At 73.8% G+C, this 23,007-nt stretch carries 23 protein-coding genes; 8 read left to right on the forward strand and 15 right to left on the reverse strand.

The window, feature by feature from the left end:
• Nucleotides 1-231 precede the first annotated feature (231 nt).
• The 3 genes from AB0I29_RS21840 to AB0I29_RS21850 all read right to left on the reverse strand — a co-directional run bounded on the left by AB0I29_RS21840 (nt 232) and on the right by AB0I29_RS21850 (nt 2,118).
• Complete coding sequence (locus AB0I29_RS21840; RefSeq protein ID WP_357485732.1) at nt 232-1,068, reverse strand: DUF899 family protein; 837 nt, start codon at nt 1,066-1,068, stop codon at nt 232-234.
• A 176-nt stretch (nt 1,069-1,244) separates the two neighbouring features.
• Nucleotides 1,245-1,604: a GntR family transcriptional regulator gene (locus AB0I29_RS21845; protein ID WP_285106076.1), complete on the reverse strand. Its 360-nt coding sequence runs from the start codon at nt 1,602-1,604 to the stop codon at nt 1,245-1,247.
• Nucleotides 1,605-1,680: 76 nt separating this feature from the next.
• Nucleotides 1,681-2,118, reverse strand: a complete 438-nt coding sequence (locus AB0I29_RS21850) for a VOC family protein (RefSeq protein ID WP_357485736.1) — start codon at nt 2,116-2,118, stop codon at nt 1,681-1,683.
• An 83-nt stretch (nt 2,119-2,201) separates the two neighbouring features.
• On the opposite strand from AB0I29_RS21850, the gene AB0I29_RS21855 reads away from it, so the two are divergent.
• The 3 genes from AB0I29_RS21855 (at nt 2,202) to AB0I29_RS21865 (ending at nt 5,109) form a co-directional block, all read left to right on the forward strand.
• Nucleotides 2,202-3,278, forward strand: a complete 1,077-nt coding sequence (locus tag AB0I29_RS21855) for an N-acetylmuramoyl-L-alanine amidase (RefSeq protein WP_285106073.1) — start codon at nt 2,202-2,204, stop codon at nt 3,276-3,278.
• Between the two features lie 99 nt (nt 3,279-3,377).
• Entirely contained in the window at nt 3,378-4,322 is a 945-nt protein-coding gene (locus AB0I29_RS21860; RefSeq protein WP_357485739.1) for a hypothetical protein, read from the forward strand.
• Nucleotides 4,323-4,413: 91 nt separating this feature from the next.
• On the forward strand, nt 4,414-5,109 hold the full coding sequence (locus AB0I29_RS21865; protein WP_357485742.1) for a TetR/AcrR family transcriptional regulator: 696 nt from the start codon (nt 4,414-4,416) through the stop codon (nt 5,107-5,109).
• Here the strand turns inward: AB0I29_RS21865 and AB0I29_RS21870 are convergent.
• Entirely contained in the window at nt 5,106-7,490 is a 2,385-nt protein-coding gene (locus AB0I29_RS21870) for a glycoside hydrolase family 3 C-terminal domain-containing protein (RefSeq protein WP_357485744.1), read from the reverse strand. The genes AB0I29_RS21865 and AB0I29_RS21870 overlap by 4 nt on opposite strands.
• 144 nt (nt 7,491-7,634) lie before the next feature.
• Between AB0I29_RS21870 and AB0I29_RS21875 the strand changes: the two genes are divergently transcribed.
• Together AB0I29_RS21875 and AB0I29_RS21880 are read left to right on the forward strand one after the other, a co-directional pair.
• Nucleotides 7,635-8,972 (forward strand): MFS transporter, encoded by a 1,338-nt coding sequence (locus AB0I29_RS21875; RefSeq protein WP_285106068.1) that lies wholly within the window; start codon nt 7,635-7,637, stop codon nt 8,970-8,972.
• Nucleotides 8,969-10,897 carry a glycoside hydrolase family 3 N-terminal domain-containing protein gene (locus tag AB0I29_RS21880; RefSeq protein ID WP_357485748.1) on the forward strand — a complete coding sequence of 643 codons (1,929 nt, stop codon included), beginning with the start codon at nt 8,969-8,971 and terminating at the stop codon, nt 10,895-10,897. Before AB0I29_RS21875 ends, AB0I29_RS21880 begins: the two co-directional genes overlap by 4 nt.
• A gap of 181 nt (nt 10,898-11,078) precedes the next feature.
• Here AB0I29_RS21880 and AB0I29_RS21885 read toward each other — a convergent pair whose 3' ends face one another.
• Both AB0I29_RS21885 and AB0I29_RS21890 read right to left on the reverse strand, forming a co-directional pair.
• Entirely contained in the window at nt 11,079-12,095 is a 1,017-nt protein-coding gene (locus tag AB0I29_RS21885; protein WP_357485751.1) for a hypothetical protein, read from the reverse strand.
• 105 nt (nt 12,096-12,200) lie between these two features.
• On the reverse strand, nt 12,201-13,643 hold the full coding sequence (locus tag AB0I29_RS21890; protein WP_357485753.1) for an FAD/NAD(P)-binding protein: 1,443 nt from the start codon (nt 13,641-13,643) through the stop codon (nt 12,201-12,203).
• 116 nt (nt 13,644-13,759) lie between these two features.
• Here AB0I29_RS21890 and AB0I29_RS21895 point away from each other — a divergent pair, with 116 nt between their 5' ends.
• On the forward strand, nt 13,760-15,043 hold the full coding sequence (locus AB0I29_RS21895; protein WP_357485755.1) for a cytochrome P450: 1,284 nt from the start codon (nt 13,760-13,762) through the stop codon (nt 15,041-15,043).
• Here AB0I29_RS21895 and AB0I29_RS21900 read toward each other — a convergent pair.
• The gene (locus tag AB0I29_RS21900; protein WP_357485758.1) at nt 15,027-15,935 is read right to left on the reverse strand and encodes an alpha/beta hydrolase; all 909 of its coding nucleotides are present in this window, start codon (nt 15,933-15,935) and stop codon (nt 15,027-15,029) included. The two genes, AB0I29_RS21895 and AB0I29_RS21900, sit on opposite strands and share 17 nt — an antisense overlap.
• Before the next feature lie 114 nt (nt 15,936-16,049).
• Nucleotides 16,050-16,667, reverse strand: a complete 618-nt coding sequence (locus tag AB0I29_RS21905) for a hypothetical protein (protein ID WP_357485760.1) — start codon at nt 16,665-16,667, stop codon at nt 16,050-16,052.
• A 95-nt stretch (nt 16,668-16,762) separates the two neighbouring features.
• On the opposite strand from AB0I29_RS21905, the gene AB0I29_RS21910 reads away from it, so the two are divergent.
• Entirely contained in the window at nt 16,763-17,317 is a 555-nt protein-coding gene (locus AB0I29_RS21910) for a DUF1990 domain-containing protein (protein WP_357485763.1), read from the forward strand.
• Here the strand turns inward: AB0I29_RS21910 and AB0I29_RS21915 are convergent.
• Nucleotides 17,286-18,041 (reverse strand): alpha/beta fold hydrolase, encoded by a 756-nt coding sequence (locus AB0I29_RS21915; protein ID WP_357485765.1) that lies wholly within the window; start codon nt 18,039-18,041, stop codon nt 17,286-17,288. The genes AB0I29_RS21910 and AB0I29_RS21915 overlap by 32 nt on opposite strands.
• A gap of 82 nt (nt 18,042-18,123) precedes the next feature.
• On the opposite strand from AB0I29_RS21915, the gene AB0I29_RS21920 reads away from it, so the two are divergent.
• Nucleotides 18,124-18,402 (forward strand): hypothetical protein, encoded by a 279-nt coding sequence (locus AB0I29_RS21920; protein ID WP_357485768.1) that lies wholly within the window; start codon nt 18,124-18,126, stop codon nt 18,400-18,402.
• A gap of 17 nt (nt 18,403-18,419) precedes the next feature.
• Here the strand turns inward: AB0I29_RS21920 and AB0I29_RS21925 are convergent, their stop codons facing one another.
• From AB0I29_RS21925 to AB0I29_RS21950, 6 genes are all read right to left on the reverse strand, one after another.
• Nucleotides 18,420-19,253: a hypothetical protein gene (locus tag AB0I29_RS21925; protein ID WP_357485770.1), complete on the reverse strand. Its 834-nt coding sequence runs from the start codon at nt 19,251-19,253 to the stop codon at nt 18,420-18,422.
• Between the two features lie 202 nt (nt 19,254-19,455).
• Nucleotides 19,456-19,797 carry a hypothetical protein gene (locus tag AB0I29_RS21930; protein ID WP_285106049.1) on the reverse strand — a complete coding sequence of 114 codons (342 nt, stop codon included), beginning with the start codon at nt 19,795-19,797 and terminating at the stop codon, nt 19,456-19,458.
• 328 nt (nt 19,798-20,125) lie between these two features.
• Nucleotides 20,126-20,707: a hypothetical protein gene (locus AB0I29_RS21935; protein ID WP_357485773.1), complete on the reverse strand. Its 582-nt coding sequence runs from the start codon at nt 20,705-20,707 to the stop codon at nt 20,126-20,128.
• A gap of 68 nt (nt 20,708-20,775) precedes the next feature.
• Nucleotides 20,776-21,489 carry a nuclear transport factor 2 family protein gene (locus AB0I29_RS21940; protein ID WP_285106047.1) on the reverse strand — a complete coding sequence of 238 codons (714 nt, stop codon included), beginning with the start codon at nt 21,487-21,489 and terminating at the stop codon, nt 20,776-20,778.
• Nucleotides 21,490-21,565: 76 nt separating this feature from the next.
• Nucleotides 21,566-22,330, reverse strand: a complete 765-nt coding sequence (locus tag AB0I29_RS21945) for a MerR family transcriptional regulator (protein WP_357485776.1) — start codon at nt 22,328-22,330, stop codon at nt 21,566-21,568.
• A gap of 180 nt (nt 22,331-22,510) precedes the next feature.
• Nucleotides 22,511-22,900 (reverse strand): helix-turn-helix domain-containing protein, encoded by a 390-nt coding sequence (locus AB0I29_RS21950; RefSeq protein WP_285106043.1) that lies wholly within the window; start codon nt 22,898-22,900, stop codon nt 22,511-22,513.
• Between the last annotated feature and the right edge of the window lie 107 nt (nt 22,901-23,007).

Genomic DNA, 23,007 nt, shown 5'->3' on the forward strand with positions numbered 1-23,007 from the left:
CCGTCTCCGCCCCGGCAGCGACGGGTGCCCCGGCCACCCGCCCCGGGCCGCAGCCCACGATCGTGCTGGTGCACGGCGCCTGGGCCGATGCCTCGCCATCGGGCCCGGAACACAGCTCGTTCCGGGCCCGATGACTGGGTAGAAGCGCACCTCCGCACCCGCACCTCCGCAGCCGCACCTCCGCACCCGCACCTTCGGCCGACGGCGGCCAGCGGGCGGCAGGGGCGGCGGTCAGTGGTGGTGGTGCTCGGCCGTGGTCACCGGTGTCGCGCCCGGGCGGGTCCACTGGATGGCGGGCCGCCCGCCCGTCCAGCTGTTCCCGACGCCGTCCTCGTGGGTGCGCCAGAACCAGCCCGGGCCCTTGCCCTCCGGCCAGCCCTCGGGGGAGTCCTGCCACGACTCGATCCGGCCGCGCGCAGTCATGTCGAGCAGCGCGAGCGCGGGCATCGTGGCCTCCGCGCCGCGCCCCGTGACGGAGTTGGTCAGATAGACGCGGTCACCCTGTCGCAGGAAGCACACCCAGGTGCCGAACTCGCCGCCGCCCACGATCTCGTCCGCGCCGTCCTGCTCGGAGTAGTCCAGCACGGAGTACCAGTGCTCCGGGTACCCCATGAACTCGACGAACGGCGCGAGCTCCGCGTAGGGCGCCTCCGCGAACACCGCGAACGAGACGCCGCGCGCGGTCAGGTAGGCCGGGTCCTGCACCGCCCAGTAGGTCAGGGTGCAGCCCTCGCACTGGTTCTCGAACGGCTCGCCCGGGTGCCACATGTGCTTGTAGACGATCAGCTCCTCGCGGCCCGCGAACAGGTCCAGCAGCGTCGTGGGCCCGTCCCGTCCGACGACGACGGCGCCGGCGTCGACCTCCGTCATCGGCAGCCGGCGCCGGGCCGCCGCGATCGCATCGCCCTCGTGCGTGTGCGCCTTCTCCCGCACGAGCAGCTCGTCGCGCTCGGCCTGCCAGGCGGCCCGGTCGACGACGGGCGGCACGCCGGGGGAGTCGGGCCGGGCGCTCGCGGCGTCGTGTGCGGTGCCGTCCGGTGCGGGGTGGTGCTCCTGTGACGTGGTCATGTGCTCTCCTCGTGCGACGGTCCGGTCGGTACGCCGTTCGCAGGCGTCCCGAGGTACTGACGACCGGCTCTGCCGAAGTTCATCGGCCGGCACCTCACCACCACGACGAACGAGCCCGGCGGAACTCGACACCCAGGGCACGGTCGGCAGCCCGACCTTGTCGGGCAGACTGCCGGCTAGCGCAGCGCCGCCGAGACGATCTCCAGGGCCTCGGCCCGGCTGATCCCGAGCGCGCGGGCCGTCTCCGCGTACTGCGCGGCGGCGTCCTGGGCCAGGGCGAGGCGCTGGTTCCCGGCCGCGCTGACGAACGTCCCGGCCCGGCCGCGGGTCTCGACCAGCCCGGCCGCCTCCAGCTCGCGGTACGCGCGGGCCACGGTGTTGACGGCGATCCCCAGGTCGGCGGCCAGGGCCCGTACGGTCGGGAGCCGGGCGCCGACGGGCAGGGTCCGGTCCGCCATCTGCTGGGCGAGCGTGGTGCGCACCTGCTCGTACGGCGGGACGGAGGACTCGGCGTCGATGCTGATCACGCTCGCCACAGTACAAGCGCGGCACGCCCGGGACCGGCTGGGCGCGGCCCACACGACGCGGTCCCGCCCGGTCGCGCCGGCCCCGTCACACCACGCAGAGCTCGTTGCCCTCCGGGTCGCGCACCGTGACGTGGTCCAGGCCCGCCGGCCCGGGGACCTCCCACGCGATCGTGCCGCCTGCCGCGACCAGCTCGGCGACCTTGGCGCGGATGCGCTCCTCGCGTACGGGGGGCGGGGCGTCCCGTCCGCCCGAGACCTGCAGGTCCACGTGCACGCGGTTCTTGACCGTCTTGGGCTCGGGCACCCTGAGGAACGCCACGGACGGCAGCCGGCCCTCGGGGTCGGCGAGGTAGGCGACGTCGTGCCATTCCTCCTCGGGCACGCCCTGGGCGGCCAGCCAGTCCTCCCACGAGCCCCAGCCCGCGGGCGGCGGCCGCTCGGCGTAGCCGAGCGCGAGCATCCAGAACGGGGCGACCGCGCTGACGTCGGCGCAGTCGATCGTGAGGGACCAGGCGGTGGTCATACCCGCACGCTAAGGGGTCGCCCCGCCTCGCGCACGGTGGTAGACATGACCGACATATACGGAACATGGCGCGAGGGGGAACCGTGGCTGAGACGTACGAGATCAAGGGTGAGGGCGGCGTCGTGCTGGAGGTGCTCGGGCCCGACGACCAGCCGCAGGGCGAGGTGACCGAGCCCTGGGCGGCCCCGGAACCCACCGAGGCACCCGAGACCCCTGAGGCGCCCGGGACCCCCGAACCCACGACCGCCCCCGCACCGCCCGAGCCGTACGTCGAGCCCACCGCCACGGTGAACATCGCGACCCGGGCCTCCTGGGGCGCCCGCTACCCCGACGGCGACCTGACGCTGACCGGCCCCGCCGTCGAGGTGTGGGTGCACCACTCGGTCACGGCGCAGCTCTCCCCGGACGCGAGCGTGGCCGCCGAGGCCGAGCAGATGCGGGCGCTGGAGAGCGTGGGCCAGACCCGGTTCGGCACCGGCATCTCCTACAACGTGGTCGTCTTCCCCTCCGGCCGGGCCTACCAGGGCGTGAGCTGGAACCGGCGCGGCACCCACACCGGCGGGCGCAACAGCACCTCCCGCTCCATCTGCTTCGCCGGCAACTACGAGACCAACAACCCCACCGCCGCCCAGATCTCCACCGCCGCGGCCATCTACGGCGCCGGCAAGGGCCGCTGGTGGACCCAGGGCGCGCCGCTCGGCGGCCACCGCGACGTCTCGCAGACCGCCTGCCCCGGGCGGAACCTGTACGCGCGCCTCGACGACATCCGCGCCGGCGAGGGTTCCACCCCGCCCAGCCCGGGGGAGCCCGGCGGCCTGACCGTCGACGGCTTCTGGGGCTCGTCCACCACCCGCCGCCTTCAGCAGGAGCTCGGCACCACGGTCGACGGCGTCGTCTCGTCCCAGAGCATCGCCTGGCGCGACGTCAACCCCGGCCTGACCACCGGCTGGCGCTGGGTCACCGACGCCCAGGGCTCCCGTGTGATCGCCGCCCTGCAGCGCAAGATCGGCATGCCCGCGGACCAGCGTGACGGGAAGATCGGCCCGCAGACCATCCGCGCACTCCAGCGCTACCTCGGCACCCCGGTCGACGGCGTCATCTCCCGCGAGTCCCGCGCCGTCATGGCCCTGCAGCGGCGCCTCAACCAGGGCCGCGTCTGACGGCGCCCGGCTGGCCCGCCTTCGTCCGACGACGGCGGGGTCCGACCCGCACCGCAGGTCACCGACCCCGCCCGCGCGATCGCGGCTAGTCTCGCGTCCATGACCGACGCCGCCCAGCGCCCCGCACCCGACCAGCCCGCCGGCCGCCCCGCGCCCGACCCGATCCCCCTCGGCACCGCACCCCGGCCCGCCCTCGGCGCCGACCTGGAGGCCCGGATCCGCGCGACGCTCGCGGACGAGATCGGCGGCCAGGCCCTGGGGCTGGACCGCGCGCCGATCACCGCGGAGCTCGACGGCGCGGACATCGCGTCCGCCGTCATCGACCTGTCGGGCGTCGTCGTGCGCCTGCCGGAGGCCCCGGCCCAGCCCGTCCACAACGGCCTGCCCGGCCACCCCGCCCAGCCCGCGTCCGCCGCGAGGCGCTGGCACCCCGAGGTGGTCGGCCACGAGCCCGGGACACTGCGCCATCTGCGCGTCGACGCGCACCAGCTCGTCGTGGTGGACCTGCCCGTGGACATCACCGCGGAGCTGACGAACCTGCGGTTCGACTGGGTCGAGGGGGCCGACGGCCGTGTCGGCATCCAGCCCGTCGAGCCCAGCGCCGACCACCCGGTCTCCGGCCACGCCCGGGTCGCCGTCGACAAGGCGGGCCTGGTCACGACGGCGCGCGGGGTGCTCACGGTCGTCCTGCTGCAGCAGGGCATCACGCTGACCGGGCTGGACCTCGACGTGGTCTCGCGGGGTCCGCGGGCGGCGACGCTCCGGGTCGACGCCGCGATCAAGAAGGGCGTGTTCCTCTCGGCGCGGGTGCAGGCCACGGCGTCGGTCAGCATCGACGAGAACATGGTGCTCGCCGTGCGCGACGTGCAGCTCGGCAGCGGCAACCCGCTGGTCGCTGCGCTGCTCGGGACGATCCGCGGCAAGGTCGAGGCCGCCACCAGCCGGGACATCGACCTCGCCGAGAAGCTGCCGGACGGCGTCCGCCTGGCCGACGTCCGCCTGGACGTGGACCGCGAGATCGTGGCCAGCGCCCGCCTCGCCTGAGCCCGAGGCGGAACCGCAGGCTCAGGCGACAACGAGCGGGGCGTAGCGGCCCCAGACCGTCGCGCCGCCCCGGCCGGGGTACGTTGGGCGCATGTCCGTCAGCGCTCAGACCGGCCCGTCCACCAGGACGAAAGCCACCGCCGGCACCGGAACCGCCCGCACCCGCGCCGCCGGCACCGCGGCGACGACGGGTCAGCGCGGCGGCTACGCCAAGGGTCGCGCGACGCAGCAGGAGATCATCCGCACGGCGATCCTCGTGTTCGCCGACGTCGGCTTCCACGGCGCCTCCCTGCGGGACATCGCGGCCCGGGTGGGCATCTCCCACCCGGGCCTGCTGCACCACTTCCCCAACAAGGCCGCCCTGCTGGAGGCCGTGCTGGAGTACCGCGACGCGGTGGACGAGCAGTCCTTCCAGGAGGACGTCGAGCGCGGCTCCGACTACTTCGAGGCCCTGCTGAACGTCGTGGAGCGCAACCGCCTGCGCCGGCCGCTCGTCGAGTTGTTCGCCGGCCTGTCCACCGAGGCGACGTCGCCCGACCATCCCGCGCACGACTACTTCCAGCGCAGGTACGCCCGCGTGCTGGGCGAGCAGTCCCAGCTCCTGCGGGAGCGGGCCGCACGCGGCGGCCTCGCTCCCGGCGTGGACCCGGACCAGGCGGCGCGCACCGTGGTGGCGCTCATGGACGGCCTGCAGATCCAGTGGCTGCTGTCCCTCGAACGGCCGGGGGCGCAGCGCGTGGACATGGCCGCCGACCTGCGCGGCTACCTGGATCTCATCCTGCGCTAGCCGTTGGCCTCCGCGAGCAGCGCCGTCAGGCCGTCCCGGTCGAACCCGCCCATGCCGAAGTCGGCCACGACGGTCAGCGGCATGTCGCCGATCATCCCGAGCATGTCCTCGGCGACGGCTCCGCCGTGCACCAGGGCCTGGATGTGCGGCCCGACGACGGGGTGCGCCATCGCCTCGGCCACCGTGGACAGCGGCTCCAGCGGCAGGCGCACGTCCTCGCCGTCGACGACGACGGTGGCCGAGCCGCGCAGGTCGCGCGACGACGCGCCCACGGAGACGACGAACTCGCCGCCCTCGACCACCCAGCGGCGCAGCACGGGGTGCCAGTAGGCCAGGTCGCGGCCCGTGAGATCGAGGGTGAGCTCGCGCGACTCGCCCGGCGCCAGGCCGACCTTCGCGAACGCCTTGAGCTCGCGCTCCGGGCGCTGCACCTGGGCCGCGGGGTCGCCCACGTACACCTGCACGACCTCGGCGCCGGTCCGGTCGCCCGTGTTGGTGACGGTCACCCGCACGCGCACCGCGGCGTCGTCGTCCGCCGCCGTCGCGTCGGGGCGCAGCACCTCGGCGGCGACGCCGTCGTAGGCGAAGGTGGTGTACGACAGGCCGTGGCCGAACGGGTAGGCGACGTCCGCCTGCCGCGCGTCGTACCAGCGGTATCCCACCAGCAGGCCCTCGCCGTAGCGGACGTGTCCCAGCTCGCCGGGGAAGTTGCCGTAGGACGGGTTGTCCGCCAGGCGCAGGGGGATGGTCTCGGCCAGGCGCCCGGCCGGGTTCACCGCCCCGAGCAGCACGTCGACGACGGCGGAGCCACCGGCCTGGCCGCCCAGCCAGCCCTCGACCACGGCCGGGGCGAGGTGCCGCCACGACGCGACCGAGACGGCCGAGCCGTTCGCCAGCACCACCACGACCCGCGGGTTGATCGCGGCCACGGCCTCCAGCACCGCGACCTGCTCCGCGGGCAGGTCCATGTGGGCGCGGTCGAAGCCCTCCGACTCGTAGGAGGCGGGCAGCCCCAGGAACACCAGCACCGTACCGGCGGCGCGGGCCACCTCGACGGCCTCGGCCAGCAGGGCCGCCGCGTCCGTGCCCGAGCCGGCGTCGGCGCCGTCGACCGTGTAGCCCGCGGCGAACGGCACCTCGGCGCCCGTGGCGGAGCGCAGCGCGGACAGCGCGTCGTCGAGCCGCGTGGGGTTGACCTGCGAGGATCCGGCGCCCTGGTAGCGCGGCGTGCGGGCCAGCTCGCCGATCACGGCGACGCCGTCGACCCCGGCGAAGGGCAGCAGCGGCACCCCGGCCGGGCCGTCACCCGAACCGCCGGCGGGGACGGCGTCGTTCTTCAGCAGCACCGTGCCCGCGGCCGCGGCCTCGCGGGCCAGGGCGTGGTGGGCATCGACGTCGAAGACCTCGCCGGAGGCAGCCGCGGCGTCGAGCGCCGGAAGCGAGCGCGTCACCAGCCGCAGCACGCGGCGGGCCGCGACGTCGACCACGGCCTCGTCGAGCGTGCCGGCGCGCACCGCGGCGACCACCTCGGCGTCGGTCCGGCCGCCCGAGGCGGGCATCTCCAGGTCGAGCCCGGCCGCGACGGCGGCGACCCGGTCGCGCACCGCGCCCCAGTCGGACACGACGAGCCCCTCGAAGCCCCACTCGTCGCGCAGCACCTCGGTGAGCAGCCAGTGGTTCTGCGACGCGTAGACGTCGTTGATCTTGTTGTACGAGCACATCACGGTCCACGGCTGTGCCCGCTTGACCACGCGCTCGAACCCGGGCAGGTAGATCTCGCGCAGGGTGCGCTCATCGACGTCGGCCGAGACGCGCATGCGGTCGGCCTCCTGGTTGTTGGCCGCGAAGTGCTTCAGGGACGTGCCGACGCCCTGGGACTGGATGCCGTCCACGAGCGCGGCGCCGAGCTCGCCCGAGATCACCGGGTCCTCGGAGAGATACTCGAAGTTGCGGCCGTTCAGCGGCGAGCGCTTGATGTTGATGCCGGGGCCCAGCAGCACGGCGACGTCGTTGGCGCGGGTCTCGCGGCCCAGCGCCTCGCCCACGCGGCGCAGCAGCTCGGGGTCCCAGGTGGAGCCGAGCGTGGCCGCGGGCGGGAAGCAGGTGGCGGGCACGGAGGTGCCGAGCCCCAGGTGGTCGGGGGACTCGGCCTGCTTGCGCAGCCCGTGCGGGCCGTCGGTGACCATGACGCCGGGTACGGCGACCTCCGGGCGGTCGACCGGCTGCGTGGTCCAGAAGTCCAGGCCCGACAGCAGCGACGCCTTCTCCTCGAGCGTGAGGGCGGCGAGCACGCGTTCGACGTCGAACGCGCGTCCCGAACCCGGGCCCGTGGTGCCCGGAACTGCCGCTGCCGGGGCCTCGGTGGTCTCCTCGATGGTCATGGGTGCGCTCCTTAGCCTGGTCTGTTGCGTAGCAAACCTACCGAGTGGTAGAAATTCAAAAACTACCACCTGGTAGGCCGACGTCGACAACGGTCCGCCAGGGCCCGACCAGCCGGGGCAGTGCTGCCCCACTCAGGAGAGACCATGGCAACCCTCGACTCGCCTCCCGCGCCGCAGGACCCGGCGGCCGCGGCACCACGCTCGGCCCAGCCCTCGGACCAGGAACCGGCGCGGCGCCGGGAAGGCGGCACCGGCCTCGTCCTCGCCTACGTGGCCGCGTTCTTCGCGCTGTACGTGGCGCTCCTGACCCCGGTCATCAGCACCCTGGCGCTGCGGGTCAGCGCCCTGTCCACCCCGGAGTCGCGCGCGGCCGACCTGGCCCTGGTGACCGGTGTGGGCGCGTTCTTCGCGTTCGTGGCGAACCCGCTCGCGGGCGCCCTGTCCGACCGCACCACCTCCCGCCTCGGCATGCGCCGCCCCTGGCTGCTGTGGGGCGTGCTGCTCGGCTCCGTCGGCATCGCGATCATCGCGGTCGCGCCGAACATCGCGGTGGTCGCCATCGGCTGGGCGATCGCGCAGACGGCGTTCAACGGCACGCAGGCCGCCCTGCAGGCCCTGCTGCCGGACCAGGTCTCCGAGCGCCTGCGGGCCCGCGTCTCCGGCTGGCTCGGCATCGCGCAGAACCTCGCGCCGCTGGCCGGGATCGGTATCGCGGCCTGGCTGACGGCGGCCGGCGCGGGCTCGGCCTGGCTGTTCCTGCTGCCCACGGCGCTGGCGATCGTCGGCGTGCTCGCGCTGGTCGCCGTCCTGCGGGACCGCCGCCTGGACCCGGCCGACGTCGAGCCGTTCCACCTGGGCCGCTTCCTCGGGGGCTTCTGGGTCTCGCCGCGCAAGCACCCCGACTTCGGCTGGGCCTTCGCCGGGCGCTTCCTGCTGCTGTTCGGCTTCGCGCTCTACAACAGCTACCAGGTGTACTTCCTGCAGGACCGGTTCGGCATGGACGAGCCGACGGCGCTGGGCTGGCAGCTGCGCCTGATGGTGCTCCAGGCGGCCGTGCTGCTGCTGGCGGGCGCCGCGGGCGGTGCGCTGTCGGACCGCACCGGCCGCCGCAAGGTGTTCGTCGTCGTCTCCACCGTGCTCGCGGGCGCGGGCCTGCTCGTCTTCGCGTTCGCCGGCGCGCCCGGTCACCTGTACCTCGGTGCCGCGCTGTTCGGCGCGGGCCTGGGTGCGTACTTCGCCGTCGACCTGGCACTCGTGACCGACGTGCTGCCCAACCGCGAGACCGAGGCCGCGAAGAACATGGGCGTGTTCAACATCGCCAACGCCCTGCCGCAGTCGCTCGCGCCGGCCCTCGCGCCCGCACTCCTGGCGATCGGCCCGGCCTCCGGGGCGGGCGGCAACTACACCTCGCTGTTCCTGGTGGGCGCGCTGGTGGCCGTCGTCGGCGCCGTGAGCACCATGTTCATCCGGGGTGCGCGATGACGGCCACCGACGCGACCCGCGACGCGGCCCGCGGGGCACCGCACCCGGCGGTGCCGTACCGCGACCCCGCGCTGCCCGTCGCCGAGCGCGTCGCCGACCTGCTGGGTCGGATGATCCTGGCCGAGAAGGCCGGGCAGATGTTCCAGACCATGGTCGAGGTGGGTCCCGGCGGGACGCTCGCCGACGAGCCGTCCGACCACGGCATGCCCGGCACCTCCGACCTGGTGCTGGACCGGCACCTGACGCACCTCAACGTGCTCGCCGCGCCGCCCACGGCCCGCGAGTTCGCCGCCTGGCACAACCGGCTCCAGCGCCTGGCCGCCGGCACCCGGCTGGGCATCCCGGTGACCATCGCCTCCGACCCGCGGCACGGCTTCACGGACAACCCGGGCGCGGCCCTGCTGTCGGGGCCGTTCTCGCAGTGGCCCGAGACGCTGGGCCTGGCCGCGACCCGCGACGAGCGGCTGGTCGAGGAGCACGGCGACGCCGCGCGCCGGGAGTACCTCGCCGTCGGCATCCGCACGGCGCTGCACCCGCAGGTGGACCTCGTGACCGAGCCCCGCTGGGCGCGCGGCGGGGGCACCTTCGGCGAGGACGCCGACCTCACCGGACGGCTGGGCGCCGCCTACGTGCGCGGCCTCCAGGCCGGCGGTGACGTCGCCCGGGCCGCCGGGCTGGACGGCGCGTTCGGCCGGGACAGCGTGTCCACGATGACCAAGCACTTCCCGGGCGGCGGCCCGCAGCTCGACGGCGAGGACCCGCACTTCGCCTACGGCCGCGAGCAGGTCTACCCGGGCGGGCGGTTCGACCTGCACCTGGAGCCGTTCAAGGCGCTGCTCGCCGCCGGCACGCGGCAGATGATGCCGTACTACGGCATGCCCGTGGGGCTGCGCGCCGACCTCGGCTCCGGTCCGGAGGACGTGGAGCAGGTCGGGTTCGGCTTCAACCGCGGCGTGCTGACGCGGCTGTTGCGCGAGCACCTCGGGTTCGACGGCATCATCTGCACCGACTGGGGCCTGGTGACCGACGCCCGGATGTTCGGCCTCCCGTTCCCCGCCCGCGCCTGGGGCGTGGAGCACCTGAGCCTGCTGGACCGCGTGGCGAAGATCCTCGACGCCGGTGCCGACCAGCTCGGCGGCGAGGCGTGCCCGGAGCACGTCGTGGAGCTCGTGGAGTCGGGACGGGTCGCCGAGGAGCGGATCGACGCGTCGGTGCGGCGCCTGCTGGCCGAGAAGTTCGAGCTCGGTCTGTTCGACGAGCGCCGGTACGTCGACGAGGACGCCGCCGCCGTCGTCGTCGGGAGTGCGGACCTGGTCGCCGCCGGGCGGCGGGCGCAGTCCCGGTCGGTGACGGTGCTGCAGAACGCGGGCGGCGGTGCCGGCGGCGTCGGCGGGGGAGCGGGCGGCGCGGCACGCCTGCCGCTCGCGCCCGGCCTGCGCCTGTATGCCGAGGGTGTGCCCGACGGCGAGGTGGCCGGGTTCCGGCGCGTGGCCTCGCCCGCCGAGGCCGACGTGGCGCTGCTGCGCCTCGACCCGCCGTTCGAGGTGCGAGGCCCGGGCTTCGAGAGCTTCTTCCACGCGGGGTCGCTCGAGCTCGCCGACGACGTCGTGGCCCACGTCGCCGAGGTCGCCGCGGCCGTGCCGACCGTGGTGGACGTGCACCTGGACCGCCCGGCGGTCCTGACGCCGCTGGTGGCGCTGCCGGGCACGACCACGCTCGTCGTCACGTTCGGCGTGGGCACCCCCGCGCTGCTCGACGCGCTCACCGGGGCGGTCCCACCCGAGGGCCGGCTGCCGTTCGACCTGCCCCGGTCGACCGCGGCGGTCGAGGAGTCCCGCTCGGACGTCCCGTTCGACACGGCGGACCCGTTGTTCCGCTTCGGCGACGGCGAGTCGCTCCCCGTGGGGGACGACGTCGCGGCCTGACCCGCCGTCTGCCGGTGACCTCACCCTCAACCCGAGGTTGAGACAGCGCGAACCTTCAACCTCGACTTGAACCTGAGTGCGCCGCCGTCCGCCCCCGGTGTTGACCACAGCAGTTCCTGCCACGAGAGGCGATCTCCCGGCAGGAACTGCTGTGGTCAACGCCAGGGGGAGCGGGTTCAGGTCAGAAAGGGTTCGTGACGTACGTGCGGTTCAGTGGTTCAGGGATGCGGAAGTAGTTCGCCGACAGGCCCGCCGGGTCCGTCGCCAGGGCGCCGCGGCCCGGGACGTCGTTGCCGTCGTCCCAGCCCCACGGGGCGTTCGCGGAGTTCTGGGTGCAGGAGATGCCGCCGTCGCCGCAGCTGCCCGACGCGTCGCCCGCGAAGGTGCCCGCGCTCGCGAAGAGCTGGGTGTTGTTCCGCTGCGCCCACAGGCCGCCGGGTGCGTGGACGTCCACGAGGCGGTAGGACACGTCCCGGTCGTCCGGGTGCTCGGGCACCTCGGCGCGGCCGGCCGGGTAGTAGATGACGCCGTCGCCCTTGATGTCGTACCCGGGGCGCGCCTTGAGGCCGTGGCCCTTGGCCTCCTGGGCCGTGACCGGGTGGGCCAGGCCGTCGTGCGGGCTGGTCGCGAGCTGCAGCGTGCCGTCGATCGTCTCGGCGCCCGCGCCCCAGGTGCTGCCCTGCGGGGTGTACGAGTAGAAGTCGGTGTGCGCCACGGTGACGGCGCCGCGCAGCACGCCGTAGGTCGAGCCGTCCTTCTGCACGGCGACCATCACGCCCTCGGCGTCGTTCTCGTGCTCCGTGTCGAAGATCGAGTCCGACCAGTCCCGCGGGTGGAAGAACATGTAGGTGACGAACCAGTGGGTCGACGTCTCCATGACCGAGTAGTAGGCGGTGGCCGCCAGCGGGTAGCTGCCCGTGTTCTCCCAGTTGTTGCGCGCGTTCAGGTCGCCGTCGAAGTCGTACGCCGCGAGGTAGTCCGATCGGCCGCCCAGGGCGTTGGTCCCGGTCTGGTCGACGTCCTGGTAGTGGATCGGCGCCCAGCGCTGAGCCAGGTCGGCGTTGCTCACGGCTGAGACCTCGGCGTTGCTCGCGGCCGTCGGCCCCGCGGCGGCGGAGCCCGCCGCCGCGATCCCCAGGGCGACCACGGCCGCCGTCGCGCCGGCGGCCAGTGTGAGTGTTCGTGCAGGTCCAGGCATCTGTGTCCCTCGTCCCGGTCGGTGTGACAGGTGGGTGTTCGAGGGAAGACTTCACCCCACGCGTTGCCGTAGGGCAACCGTGACATGGCAGTTCGATGACCAGTGCTAGCCCAGCAGGTCGTCCGCCAGCAGGTCCTGCGCCAGACGGGCGGCCTGCCGGCGCAGGTCCGGCACCGACGTGCACTCCCACTCCAGCCCGCGGCGGGCCAGGCCCATGGCGCGCAGCCGCGGGTGGCCGACGCCGGCGACGTCGACCAGCGCGGCGCCCGGCGTCAGGTCGAGGCCCGTGCCGAGCCGGTGGGGGCGCATCACGCCGCGCGCGACCAGCGCGTCCACCAGGGGGTTCCAGCCGGGCGAGGTCAGGGCCGGGAGCCCCGTGGCGCCGACCACGAGGTCGAACGCGGACGTGTCCGGGCCGGCCCCGCCCGAGCCCGGCCCGCCCAGCACCGCCTCGACCGTGGAGACGGTGAGCACGCCGTCGGCGAGCAGCTCGTCCACGTGGATGCGCATCGCGTGCGACATGCGGTGCCGCACGTTCTCCCACGAGCGCGCGTGCTCGCGCTGGAACGCCGCCTGCTCGTCGGCCGTCAGCCGGGACCAGACGGGGTTGACCTGCGGGCGGACGGCGTCGATCACCGCGCGCCAGTCGCGGCCGGCCGCGCGCTCCGCGGCCACGTGCCGCCGCACCGTGTCGAGGGCCGCGTCGAGCGTGCCGGTCGGCGTGAGGGTGCCCGTGAGCGTGCTGCCGAGTTCGTCGCCCGGCCTGCCGCCAGGCCTGCTGCCGTACGTGGCGCTGGGCGTGGCGCCGGGCTCGCCCGCAAGGTCGACCTCCACGGCCGGCGGCAGCGGGTCGGCGGCGTGCGCCGCGGGCAGGGCACCGCCCCGGGAGACGGCGGTGAACGTCGCGCCCGGCAGCAGCGGGTGCAGGTGCGCGACGACGTCGAGCGTGGTCAGGCCCGTGCCCACCACCAGTACCCGGCGCGCGCCCGCGGCCTGGTCGTCGAGGTCCGGCGACCAGGGGTCCGCGACGTACCGCTCGCCCCACGGCTCGTACTCGGGCAGCCGCGCCGGCGGCGGGGTGCCGAGGGCGAGGACGGCGGCGTCGGCGCGCAGGGTGCCGCCGTCGGCGAGGGTGAGCGTGACGCCCGGCTCGGGACCGTCCACGACGTCCACGACCGTGCCCCGCACGTGCTCGACCGCGGACCCGTCGGGCACGGGCACCGACCCGAGCAGCTCGGTGAGGTAGCGGCCGAAGTCGGCGCGCTGCAGGAATGTGCCTGGCTCGGCGGCGACGCCGGCGGAGGCGCACCAGCGCAGCAGGTGCTCCGGATCGTCGTCGTAGGCGCTGAGCCGCGCGACCACGGCGTTGAGGGTGTGCCGGGGGTCGGTGGTCCGGTAGGGGAGGCCGCGGCCGGGTGTCTCCGCGGGGTCGACCAGGAGGACCCGGACCTGCCGGTCCGGTCCGTGCGACGCGGCCGCACGCACGAGGTGGGCCGAGAGGATGACGCCGGCGGCCCCGCCGCCGACGACGGCGATGGTCCGCTGCATGGCCCGAGGATAACGGTTGCGACCAGGGCCGATGTATTACCGCGCATCGGACATGAGGTACATTCCGGCTAAAAGACGTGGCGCGCGCCTCTGTCGCGCACAGAACCTGGGGAGCCATGACAGTCACGACGTCCACCCAGTCGGAGCGCCTGACCGACCTGGCCGGCCTGGCCGGCCTCACGCCGCTCAGCGAGACCACGAGCGGCCCCGACCCTGCCGCGGTGTACGAGGCGCTGCGTGCCCGCTGGGGGAACGTGGCCCCCGTGCTCCTGGAGCCGGGCGTGCCGGCCTGGCTCGTGCTGGGGCACCGGGAGCTGGTCACGGTGCTGCGCAACGAGGGCCTGTACTCGCGCGACGCGCGCAACTGGGGCCTGTTCGCGGACGGCACCGTCGGCCCGGGCAGCGGCGTCGGCGGGATCCTGGCCCCGCGGGACGGCATCTACTACGTGGACGGCGCGCGGCACCGGCATCTGCGCCGGCTGGTCGACGACGCGTTCGAGAGCGTGGACGAGCACCGCCTCGCGGCGACCGTCGAGTACTGGTGCGGCCTCGCGCTGGACCGCGTGCTGGCCGCGGGCGAGGCCGACCTCGTCGCCGACTACGCGCGCGCCGTCCCGCTGCTGGTCATGTCCACGATGTTCGGCCTCGACCCGGAGCAGGCCCGCGCGATGCTCGGGCACGCGCGCAAGGTCTTCCAGGCCAAGGGGGCGGCCGGTGTCGAGTCGCTCAACGCGCAGCGCGCGCTGATCTCGGACCTGATCGCCGACCGCCGCGCGGCGCCGTCGGACGACCTGACCTCGGCGATCCTGCGGCACCCGAGCGCGCCCACCGACCTGGACGCACAGAGCGCGGTGTCCGCCACGCTCATCCTGGGCAGCGAGTTCGAGGTCGGGTGGATCACGCAGGCGCTGCGCCTGCGGCTCACCGACCCGCGGTTCGACGGGCGCTCGGGCGGCCGGCTCTCCGCGCCGGACACGCTGGAGGCCGTGCTCGGCTCCACGCCGCCGGCCCCGAACGCGGCGCCGCGCTTCGCCCTGGCCGACACGACGCTCGGCGACCGCGCGATCGCGGCCGGCGACGCCGTGGTGCCCGGCATCCTGGGCGCGAGCGCCGAGTCCCGGGGGACCGGCGACGACATCTGGCTCGAGTCGGGCAACCTCTCCTACCTCACGTGGGGCGCCGGCCCGCACGCGTGCCCGGCGCGCCGCCCCGCGACGCTGATCGCCCAGATCACGGTCGAGGCCGCGCTGCGCCGCCTCGGCGGGGTCGCGCTGACCGTGCCGCCGGAGGCGCTGCGCTCGGCCGGGACGCTCTTCTCGTCCGCGCCGCGGGAGCTGCCGGTGCGGTTCGAGGTGCCCAGGCCGGCCAGGCCAGCCAGGCCGGTCAGGCCGGAGCGCTGATCGCGAGCATCTCCGGCACGACCACGGCCCAGGCGGTCCGCGGCGGGTACTGGTGCCCCACGCCGGGCAGCAGCACGAGCCGCGCGCCGTCGATCGCGGCGGCCAGCGCCGCGCCGTGCTCGGGCGGGAACAGCGGGTCGGCGTCGCCGTGCAGCACCAGGGTGGGCACGGAGACGTCGGCGAGCGTGCCGTGCAAGGGGCTGCTCCCGACCAGGAAGTGGTTGGCCGCGGCCGCCGGGTCGATCGACCGGCGCACGATGCTGCGCGCGGTGGCCAGCGTGTCCGTCTCGTCGTAACCCGGCCCGGCGAACGCCCGCTCCGCCGCGACGATCGAGCGGACGACGTCGTCCGGGTCGCTCCAGTCGGGGTCCGGCGGCGGGGAGTGGAACTGGGCGGCCGCCTCCGGCGTGGGGCCGGGCAGGTCCGGCCCGCCGGGGTCGCGGACGACCGGGCTCGTCGACATCAGCGTGAGCGACGCGACCCGGTGCGGGTGCTCGATCGCCGTCTGCTGCGCGATGCCGCCGCCCATCGACACCCCGGCCAGGTGCGCGCGGCCGATCCCGAGCGCGTCGAGCAGCCGCACCGGATCCAGCGCCAGGTCGTCCCCGGTGTACGACGGCGCCCCGGGCGGGTCGGTCCGGGAACGTCCGGTGTCGCGGTGGTCGTAGCGGATGACGTACCGGCCGGTCGGGCCGTCGGTCGTGCTGCCGGGCTGGCTCTCGGTCGTGCTGCCCGGGGGGCCGCCGTCGGCCAGGGCCTGGCAGAAGTCCTCGTGCCACCAGTCCATGGGGCCCCCGATGCCGCCGATCAGGAGGATGGTCGGGTCGGCAGGATCGCCGAAGGTCTCGGCGCACAGCGATGCGCCCGGTACGTCGACAAGGGTCTCTGTCATGAGGTTGTGACGACCGGGCGGTTGCCAGCTCATCGGTCCGGGGTCGCCGAGCCGTGGCGGGGCTGTGTCAGAACCCTGGGGGTCAGCACCCGCCGTCGTCAGGACCCGCCGTCGTCAGAGCCCGACCACCAGCGCGACCACGGCGAGCACCGCCGCCACGCCCGCGCCGGCCCAGGCGACGAGCACCTGCCGCCGGGTGCGCGCCCCGGCGTCGTCGAGCTGGGTCCGCAGCGACTCGAACTCCCGGTGGGCGGCCTCGATCTCCGCGCGAAGCGCCGCGAGCTGCGCGTCGGCCCGGGCCGCCGTGGCCTGCGCGGCCGCCGCCTCGGAACGCGCCGCCGCCGCGTCGGCCCGTGCGTCGGCGGCCTCGCCGCGGGCCGCGGCCGCCTCGGCACCCGCGTGGTCGGCCGTCGCCAGCGCGGCGGAGGCGAGCGCCGTCGCGTTGTCGGGCTGCTGCGGAGAGGGCTCGTAGGCGGTGCCCGGTGTTGTCGCCGCCTCGCGTGCGGCCGGCGCGGCCGCGGCCTGTCGCGCCGTGAGATCCGCGGCCGTGGCCTGGGCGGCCTGCGGCACCCGGCCCGGGATCTCGGCGCGGGAGAGCTGGTTCTGCACCTCGGCCTTGAGGTCGGACAGGAAGGGCTTCAGACCGCGGCGCTCCTTCGCGGAGGCGTGGCGGGGCACACCGCCGGCCGGGATCGGGGCGTCGAGGGCGCTGGGGTCGTGGTCGCTCGCCATGGGTGAGGAAGATACACGGAGGCCGGTCCGTGACCTGTGTCCGGATGGCGGGTGATCGGGTGAGATCCGGCTCCGCCTGCGGGTACGGTGCTGGGGTGCAGCTGACCCGGCCCGACCTCGCCCGCGTCCTGGAGCGTTCCGTCACGGCCGAGCCGGTGGCCGACGTCGGCTGGCTGGCGGCCCCGCCGCCGCGCAGCCGGGTGCTGCGCGAGCGGGTGGCGCTGGACCCGGGGGCGTCCCTGGCGGACACGGCCGACGCGCTGTTCGGCTGGGCCGTGCACCGCGGCGCCGGGCTGACGATCGCCCCGACCGGCCCGGCCGCCCTCGGCGTGACCGTGGTGCAGGCCGTGCACGTCGGGCCGCTGTGGTTCACCGCCCCGTGCCGGGTGGTCGACGTCGTCCGCGGCCCCGACGAGGCCGGGTTCACCTACGCGACGCTGCCACACCACCCGGAGACGGGGGTGGAGTCCTTCCGCGTGCTGCGCGACGGCGCGGGTCTCGCCTTCGAGATCCACGCCGTGGCCCGGCACGACTTCTGGGGCAGCCGGATCGTGCCGCCGGCGGCCCGCCGGGTGCAGGACCGCGTGACGCGCGGCTACCTGAGCGCGGCCCGGGAGCTCAGCCGCGGGGGTCGTCCAGGAACTCGGTGATCAGCGCCGTCGTCTCGGCGGGGCGCTCCAGGTTCGGCAGGTGGCCCGCCCAGCCGAGCTGGGTGTGCCGGGCGCCGGGGATGTGCCCGGCCAGGTGGTTCGCGATGGCCCGGAAGTGGTCGAGGTCCTGACCGCCGGAGACGACGAGGGTGCGGGCGGTGATCGCCGCCAGGTCGATCGCGGGCCCGGCCTCCTGGTTGATGTCGTCGCCGGCGGCGAGCTGGACCTCGAAGGCCCGGCGCTGCATGGTGCGCACCAGCTCGCGGGCGTCGTCGTCCGCGTCCGGCCCGAGCCAGGTGGCGACGTTGAGCTCGGTGGCGCCGTCGACGTCACCTGCCTCCAGCAGCGCGTCCTCGCGGCGTGCGAAGCGCTGCACCGAACGCGTGGGCGGCAGCGCGAACGCGGAGTTGACGAGCACGAGGTGCGACACGAGGTCCGGCCACTCGGACGCCACCTGGAGGGCGACCTTGCCGCCCGCGGACGCCGCGACGATCGCCACGGGCCGTTCGCCCAGCGAGTCGAGCAGCGCCTTGACGTCGCCCGCGTTGTCGAACCGCGCGCTGGTCAGCGGGGTGTCGCCGTAGCCGCGCAGGTCGCAGCGGATGACGCGGTGGTGCTGGGCCAGGGGGGCCCGCTGGGGATCCCACATCCGGGAGTCGGCGACGCCGGCGTGCAGGAGCAGGACGGCAGGGCCGGAACCCGTGGTGTCGTGGCTGAGGATCATCCGCCGACCGTAACGGCGGCGGCGTGGCACGGGCCAACGCATTCGGTGGACTCCAGTCCAGGCGGCGGATATACTCGAACACATGTACGAACCTATGGAAGGTCAGGCGCTCGACGGGCCCGGTGTGCTTGACGGGGACGGCGCGCTCACCGCGCCGTCCCCGGTCGACGTGGCGTTCGCGGCCCTGCTGGACGGGCTGTTCACCGGCCCTCGGGTCACCTACGCACCGGTACGCGAGGCCCCGACGTACTACGGCGGCCACCATCAGGCCGGGCAGCGCCAGGGCGGGCGGCGGCACCGGCGCTTCGTGCTGCGCGCCGGCACCGATCTCGACGACCCCCGCCTCGACGACCCGCGCTAGCCCGCCGGCCGCGCCCGCTACACCACGACCCCGACCACGGCGGCCATGACCGCCAGCGCGATGCCGACCCAGGCGAACGTCGTCGCCGTGGCCGCCTTCCGGGTGGCGGCCTCCGCGGTCTCGCGCGCGGCGTCGGCGGCGGTGCGCGCCGAGTCGAGGTCGGTGCGCAGCGTGCCGGCGGTCGTGGTGAGCTCGTCGAGCCTGCCCTGGAGGCGCTCCGCCTCCGCGCGGGCCTCGGCCGCGGCCTGCTCGGCCGACGCCGCCTGCTCGTCGAGCCGGCCGTCGAACCGGGTGGCCAGCTCGGTCACGGTCTTCTCCCGCGCCGCCTCGAGACCCTGTTCGAGACCCGTCTCCAGGGCCTCCTTCAGCGCCTTCTCCTGCGTGTCGCCCCGCTTCGCGACCAGCTCCCGCAGGTCCGCGCCCTGCTCCTTGAGCGCGACGGTCAGCTCGGCGCGGACCTCTTCCGGGGTCAGGGGCTTGTCCGGCTTGGCCAGGTAGGCGTCGGCCCAGGTGCGCCGCGACCGGCTCTTGCCCGGTCCGGAGCCCTCGACCACGGCCTCCTTCTCCTCCTCGGTCAGGCGGTCCAGCGCCTCGGCGGCCGCCTTGACCGCCGGCGGCGTCTCGACGGGAGCCTTGGCGCCCTTGGGCGTCTTTCCCTCGGATGTCATCGGAGTCCTGGCCCCCTGAGGTGTCGCGGCGGCTGCCACGGCTGCGGCGTAGTCGGCGTCCTCGGTGCCGGTCGAGGCCGACTCCGGGATCTTGATGGGCTTGGTCAGCAGAGCCCGTAGGCGGTCCATCCGCTCAGTCTTCTCGCCGCCCTCGGTCCGAGGCGCGTCGCTGTCACTGCTCATGGGGGAAACGTACTGCTCTGCCCGTTGTAGGTCGACTACCACGGCGGGAGTGGCGTCTGCTGCATGGCTGCTTCAGGGCGTTGTGACTGTGGTGGACAACGGCGGCCACTTGAGGCCAGGACTGCTGCACGGACTTCTGCCGTGATGGCTAGGGTGTGAGACGACATGTCAGCCCAATGGTGGGGATGTGCCGGCCAGGTCTTCACCGCGAAAGCAGGGCGCGCAGCGTGTCGGCCGCATTCGAGGTGGCGAGCAGCCGGGCTCCGTCGGGCAGCAGGACGAGAGCACCCGAGTGTGCCCGGGCGGCGATCCGCGCCTGCTCCCACACCAGGACGAGCTGAAGGACGACTGCCTCGTAGGCATAGTGGTCGTCGCTGCTGCGAGGCTTCCCGAACCGGCGGCGGAGATCCTTGTCCACCTCGTGCCGGGTTTGTTCGTGCCCCAGCCCGACGCCGGTGAACACCGTCACGAACGTGCTGGCGGCGAGCGAGACGGTGTCCTCACCGAGCAAGGCCTCGACGCCGGCGCCCGAGCTCTCAGTCATGGGCGCCAGCGTAGGGCCTGGCAGGACGATCCATCAGTTCTGCCCCGCCCTGACCCGCCGTGGCGCGTGCCGTCGGTCGGTCGCCGTCGCGAGCGCGGTGGTGACGGGGTGTGCGTGCTCAGCGGTGGGTGCCTGACCAGGACGACGACCACGACCACGAGGTAGGCGGCGGCCAGGTCGCTGAGTTCGCTGTGTCCGGTGAGGGCGTCGATCTCGACCGAGATACCACGCTGTTCCTTCTCAGGTTGTCGCGGGTCGGATCTCGTTGGCGGACCGTCGGGGAGGCCGGTCACCATCGCCGTAGTCGAACCTGTGCTCTGGGGCAGGGTCAAGGCTGGGCCGGGTCCTGCTTCGGTCTGGCGGTGTCACTCCTGGTTCCGGTGGCACGGCCCTCGTCGAGAGACCTGATCAGGCGCGTGCTGATGTCGCCGAGTGCGAGGGTGGCGAGGTCGCCGAGGTCGTCGAACAGCGGGTCGCGGATCTCGCGCCGCTGGGCGAGCAGCACGCGGGCCACCAGCCGCCGACCGTCGTCGGTGAGTGTCGCCTCGGACGAGCGCCGTCCACCCGGTACGAGACGGCGCGTCACGAGCCCCTGACGTTCGAGGGCCGTCAGGGCGTGGCTGATACGGCTGAGCGAGAAGCGAAGGCTGTCGGCGAGGCTCTTGAGTCCCAGGGTCCGGTCCTCGGCGGCGTTCAAGAGCACGAGCAGCTTGAAGTGGCCGTGCGACACACCGCCGTCGCGCTGCGCCTGCCGTTCCAGAGCGGTCTCGAGCAGGTGCATCGCCAGGATCAGGTCCTCCCAGGCGGCGACCCGGCCGGGGCTGTCGTCGGGACCCGTCTGCGCGTGGGCGGCGCGCTCCGTGCTTGACGGCGGCGCGCTCGTCGGCGGCGTGCTCGATTCCGGCGTCACGGTCTCGTCCTCTCGTCGAGGCGGGAGGAGCACGGCCGTTGCCTCGCTCCTCCCGGGAATGCTCGTGGTCACACCATGGGGTTGCCGCTGGCCGTCGACGCGGGCGGGGTGAGGTCCTGGACGACGTCCCAGTGCTCGACGATGCGTCCGTTCTCCAACCGGTAGATGTCGACGATCACCACAGGACCCGCCGCCCAGCCGTGCACGATGCTGTGGGTGAACACGAGGTCGCCTTGGGCGGCGATGCGCTGCGGCTCCCAGGAGAATCCTTGCAGGCCGGGCACGGCGGAGCGCAGCGTGTCCAGGCCGTCGGGCAGCTGCGGGCTGTGCTGCACGTACGGCTCGGCCCAGTAGCGCTCCAGAGCGGTCAGGTCCTTCTCGGCGAAGAGCTCGCGCATCGCGGTGAGCACGATCTGGGTGTTGCGCTTCGCCTGGTCGTCCTCGGTGACCGTCGTGTCGGGTATGGCGCTGGCCACCTCCGTGATGGTCCCGACGAAGTTGTACAGGGTGCCGTCGACCGTGACGTTCGAGTACAGGGTCGAGTTCGTGAAGTCCTCCACGTGGGTCACCGTCGCGCCACTGGCTTCTGTCCAGGAGTTCATGAAGACGCCGTCGCGGATCTCCTTCAGGTCGAGAGCGACGGTCTCGGCATGTCCGTTGGGAGTCAGTCCGCCTCCCTCCTCGACGACGAAGCTGCCCTTCGACTCGGAGTCGAAGGTGAACCGCACCTTCAGCCACCCCATGTCGAACGTGTAGGTCTTGCCGATCATCGGCGCGGTCATGGCGATCCTTTCCTTCGTGTCCCGGAGGCCCCGGTCGCTGAGTTGAACATTCAAGTCAACGGGTCGATTCCCGCTCTCAGGTGCCATGAGGGCTGCGCGTTGACGTCACCCCTGGTGCCTCGCCGGCTTGCACCCGGGCGAGTTCTGCGGCTCGTGTCAGGACGTCCAGCTGTGCGCTGTTGTAGATCTCCTGCATCGCTTCGACCATGGTGACGGCGGTCGACATCGGCGTCTGTCGCAGGTGCTCCTGCGGTGTACGGATCCACGAGTAGGTCGTCAGGGCCTGGGCGATGGTCCGTGCGAACTGCGCCGCGAGACGATCCCGGGTCGCCTCGTCGGCGTCCGGGGGCAGTGTCTCGAACTCGACCGTCGCGGCGTCGACGTCGGCATCGAGCATCTCGCGGACGTCCTCCATCACGTCGGGCTGGTACAGCTGGGAGTAGATGAGCGTCAGGGATCGCTCGGACGGGGACAGTCGCGGTGCCACCCTGGCGAACCCCGGTGCCACCTCGGTGATCGAACCGTGCTCCATCATGTCGGCGATCTCGGCGCGTGCCCGGCTGCTGCGTTCGATCGTCTCGGCGAGGCTCGCGTCGATGGCTGCCAGGACCTCCGGGGAGGTCCCGACGCCGGAGTCCAGGCGCTCGATCTGTGCGATCGGGACACCGATGTCGCGCAGGCGCCTGATCTGCAGCAGGCGGATCAGGTGGGGGACGCCGTACTGCTTGTATCCGTTCGTCCGGCGGTCTGGTTCTTCGAGCAGACCACGCCGGTGGTAGTGCCGCACGGTGTTGACGGTCGTGCCCGCCAGGTCGGCTAGCTCACGGGTGCTCCAGGCCACGGCCTGCCTCCGCTCTCTCCACGCCGGGACCTGTGTCCCAGACTCATCACGTCCTTCCTGCCCGAGCGGTTGTGCGCTCGGATGCCCGCCCATTGAGAACTGTGTTCCTGGAACAGGGTCAAGTTCGGCCCGCGGGGAGAGTGACCGGCCGACGCTCGAGAGCCGTGCGGCCGCGGTGCCTCAGCGGTCGGACCGGCCGTCGTAGTCGGCCTGGCGCGCGAGGATCTCGTCGGCGTTGTCGATCGTCCAGCTGTACAGGTGACCGAACGGCTCCCGCAAGGACTCGCCCAGTGGCGTGAGGGAGTACTCGACACCGACCGGCGCGGTGGGCAGAACGGTGCGCACGATCATCCCGTTGCGCTCCAGGCGGCGCAGCGTCTGGGTCAGGACCCGCTGCGTCACGCCCTCCAGGCGGCGCTTGATCTCGTTGAACCGGGTGGGCTCCTCGAGCACCGTCATCACCATCATCGACCACTTGTCCGCGATCTGGTCGAGGATCGGCCGGCTCGGGCAGTCGGAACGCAGGACGACCTTCTGATCCCCGGCCGGGAGGGTCTGTTGCGCTGTCATCGGTATCCTCCATGATCCTAACGATGGCCAAAGTGCGTTATTGACGTCGGTTGTTCTCGCCCGCACGGTAAGTATGCATCGGGAACCTAGATGCCTACCGAATACCG

It is taken from the genome of Promicromonospora sp. NPDC050262, from assembly GCF_040655935.1.
GTDB lineage: Bacteria > Actinomycetota > Actinomycetes > Actinomycetales > Cellulomonadaceae > Promicromonospora.

Bases quoted from the DNA above. Each gene is read 5' to 3' on its own strand.
- AB0I29_RS21840 (WP_357485732.1), bottom strand. From the start codon at position 1,068: ATGACCACGTCACAGGAGCACCACCCCGCACCGGACGGCACCGCACAC.
- AB0I29_RS21850 (WP_357485736.1), bottom strand. From the start codon at position 2,118: ATGACCACCGCCTGGTCCCTCACGATCGACTGCGCCGACGTCAGCGCG.
- AB0I29_RS21860 (WP_357485739.1), top strand. From the start codon at position 3,378: ATGACCGACGCCGCCCAGCGCCCCGCACCCGACCAGCCCGCCGGCCGC.
- AB0I29_RS21865 (WP_357485742.1), top strand. From the start codon at position 4,414: ATGTCCGTCAGCGCTCAGACCGGCCCGTCCACCAGGACGAAAGCCACC.
- AB0I29_RS21870 (WP_357485744.1), bottom strand. From the start codon at position 7,490: ATGACCATCGAGGAGACCACCGAGGCCCCGGCAGCGGCAGTTCCGGGC.
- AB0I29_RS21875 (WP_285106068.1), top strand. From the start codon at position 7,635: ATGGCAACCCTCGACTCGCCTCCCGCGCCGCAGGACCCGGCGGCCGCG.
- AB0I29_RS21880 (WP_357485748.1), top strand. From the start codon at position 8,969: ATGACGGCCACCGACGCGACCCGCGACGCGGCCCGCGGGGCACCGCAC.
- AB0I29_RS21885 (WP_357485751.1), bottom strand. From the start codon at position 12,095: ATGCCTGGACCTGCACGAACACTCACACTGGCCGCCGGCGCGACGGCG.
- AB0I29_RS21890 (WP_357485753.1), bottom strand. From the start codon at position 13,643: ATGCAGCGGACCATCGCCGTCGTCGGCGGCGGGGCCGCCGGCGTCATC.
- AB0I29_RS21895 (WP_357485755.1), top strand. From the start codon at position 13,760: ATGACAGTCACGACGTCCACCCAGTCGGAGCGCCTGACCGACCTGGCC.
- AB0I29_RS21900 (WP_357485758.1), bottom strand. From the start codon at position 15,935: ATGACAGAGACCCTTGTCGACGTACCGGGCGCATCGCTGTGCGCCGAG.
- AB0I29_RS21905 (WP_357485760.1), bottom strand. From the start codon at position 16,667: ATGGCGAGCGACCACGACCCCAGCGCCCTCGACGCCCCGATCCCGGCC.
- AB0I29_RS21915 (WP_357485765.1), bottom strand. From the start codon at position 18,041: ATGATCCTCAGCCACGACACCACGGGTTCCGGCCCTGCCGTCCTGCTC.
- AB0I29_RS21920 (WP_357485768.1), top strand. From the start codon at position 18,124: ATGTACGAACCTATGGAAGGTCAGGCGCTCGACGGGCCCGGTGTGCTT.
- AB0I29_RS21925 (WP_357485770.1), bottom strand. From the start codon at position 19,253: ATGAGCAGTGACAGCGACGCGCCTCGGACCGAGGGCGGCGAGAAGACT.
- AB0I29_RS21930 (WP_285106049.1), bottom strand. From the start codon at position 19,797: ATGACTGAGAGCTCGGGCGCCGGCGTCGAGGCCTTGCTCGGTGAGGAC.
- AB0I29_RS21940 (WP_285106047.1), bottom strand. From the start codon at position 21,489: ATGACCGCGCCGATGATCGGCAAGACCTACACGTTCGACATGGGGTGG.
- AB0I29_RS21950 (WP_285106043.1), bottom strand. From the start codon at position 22,900: ATGACAGCGCAACAGACCCTCCCGGCCGGGGATCAGAAGGTCGTCCTG.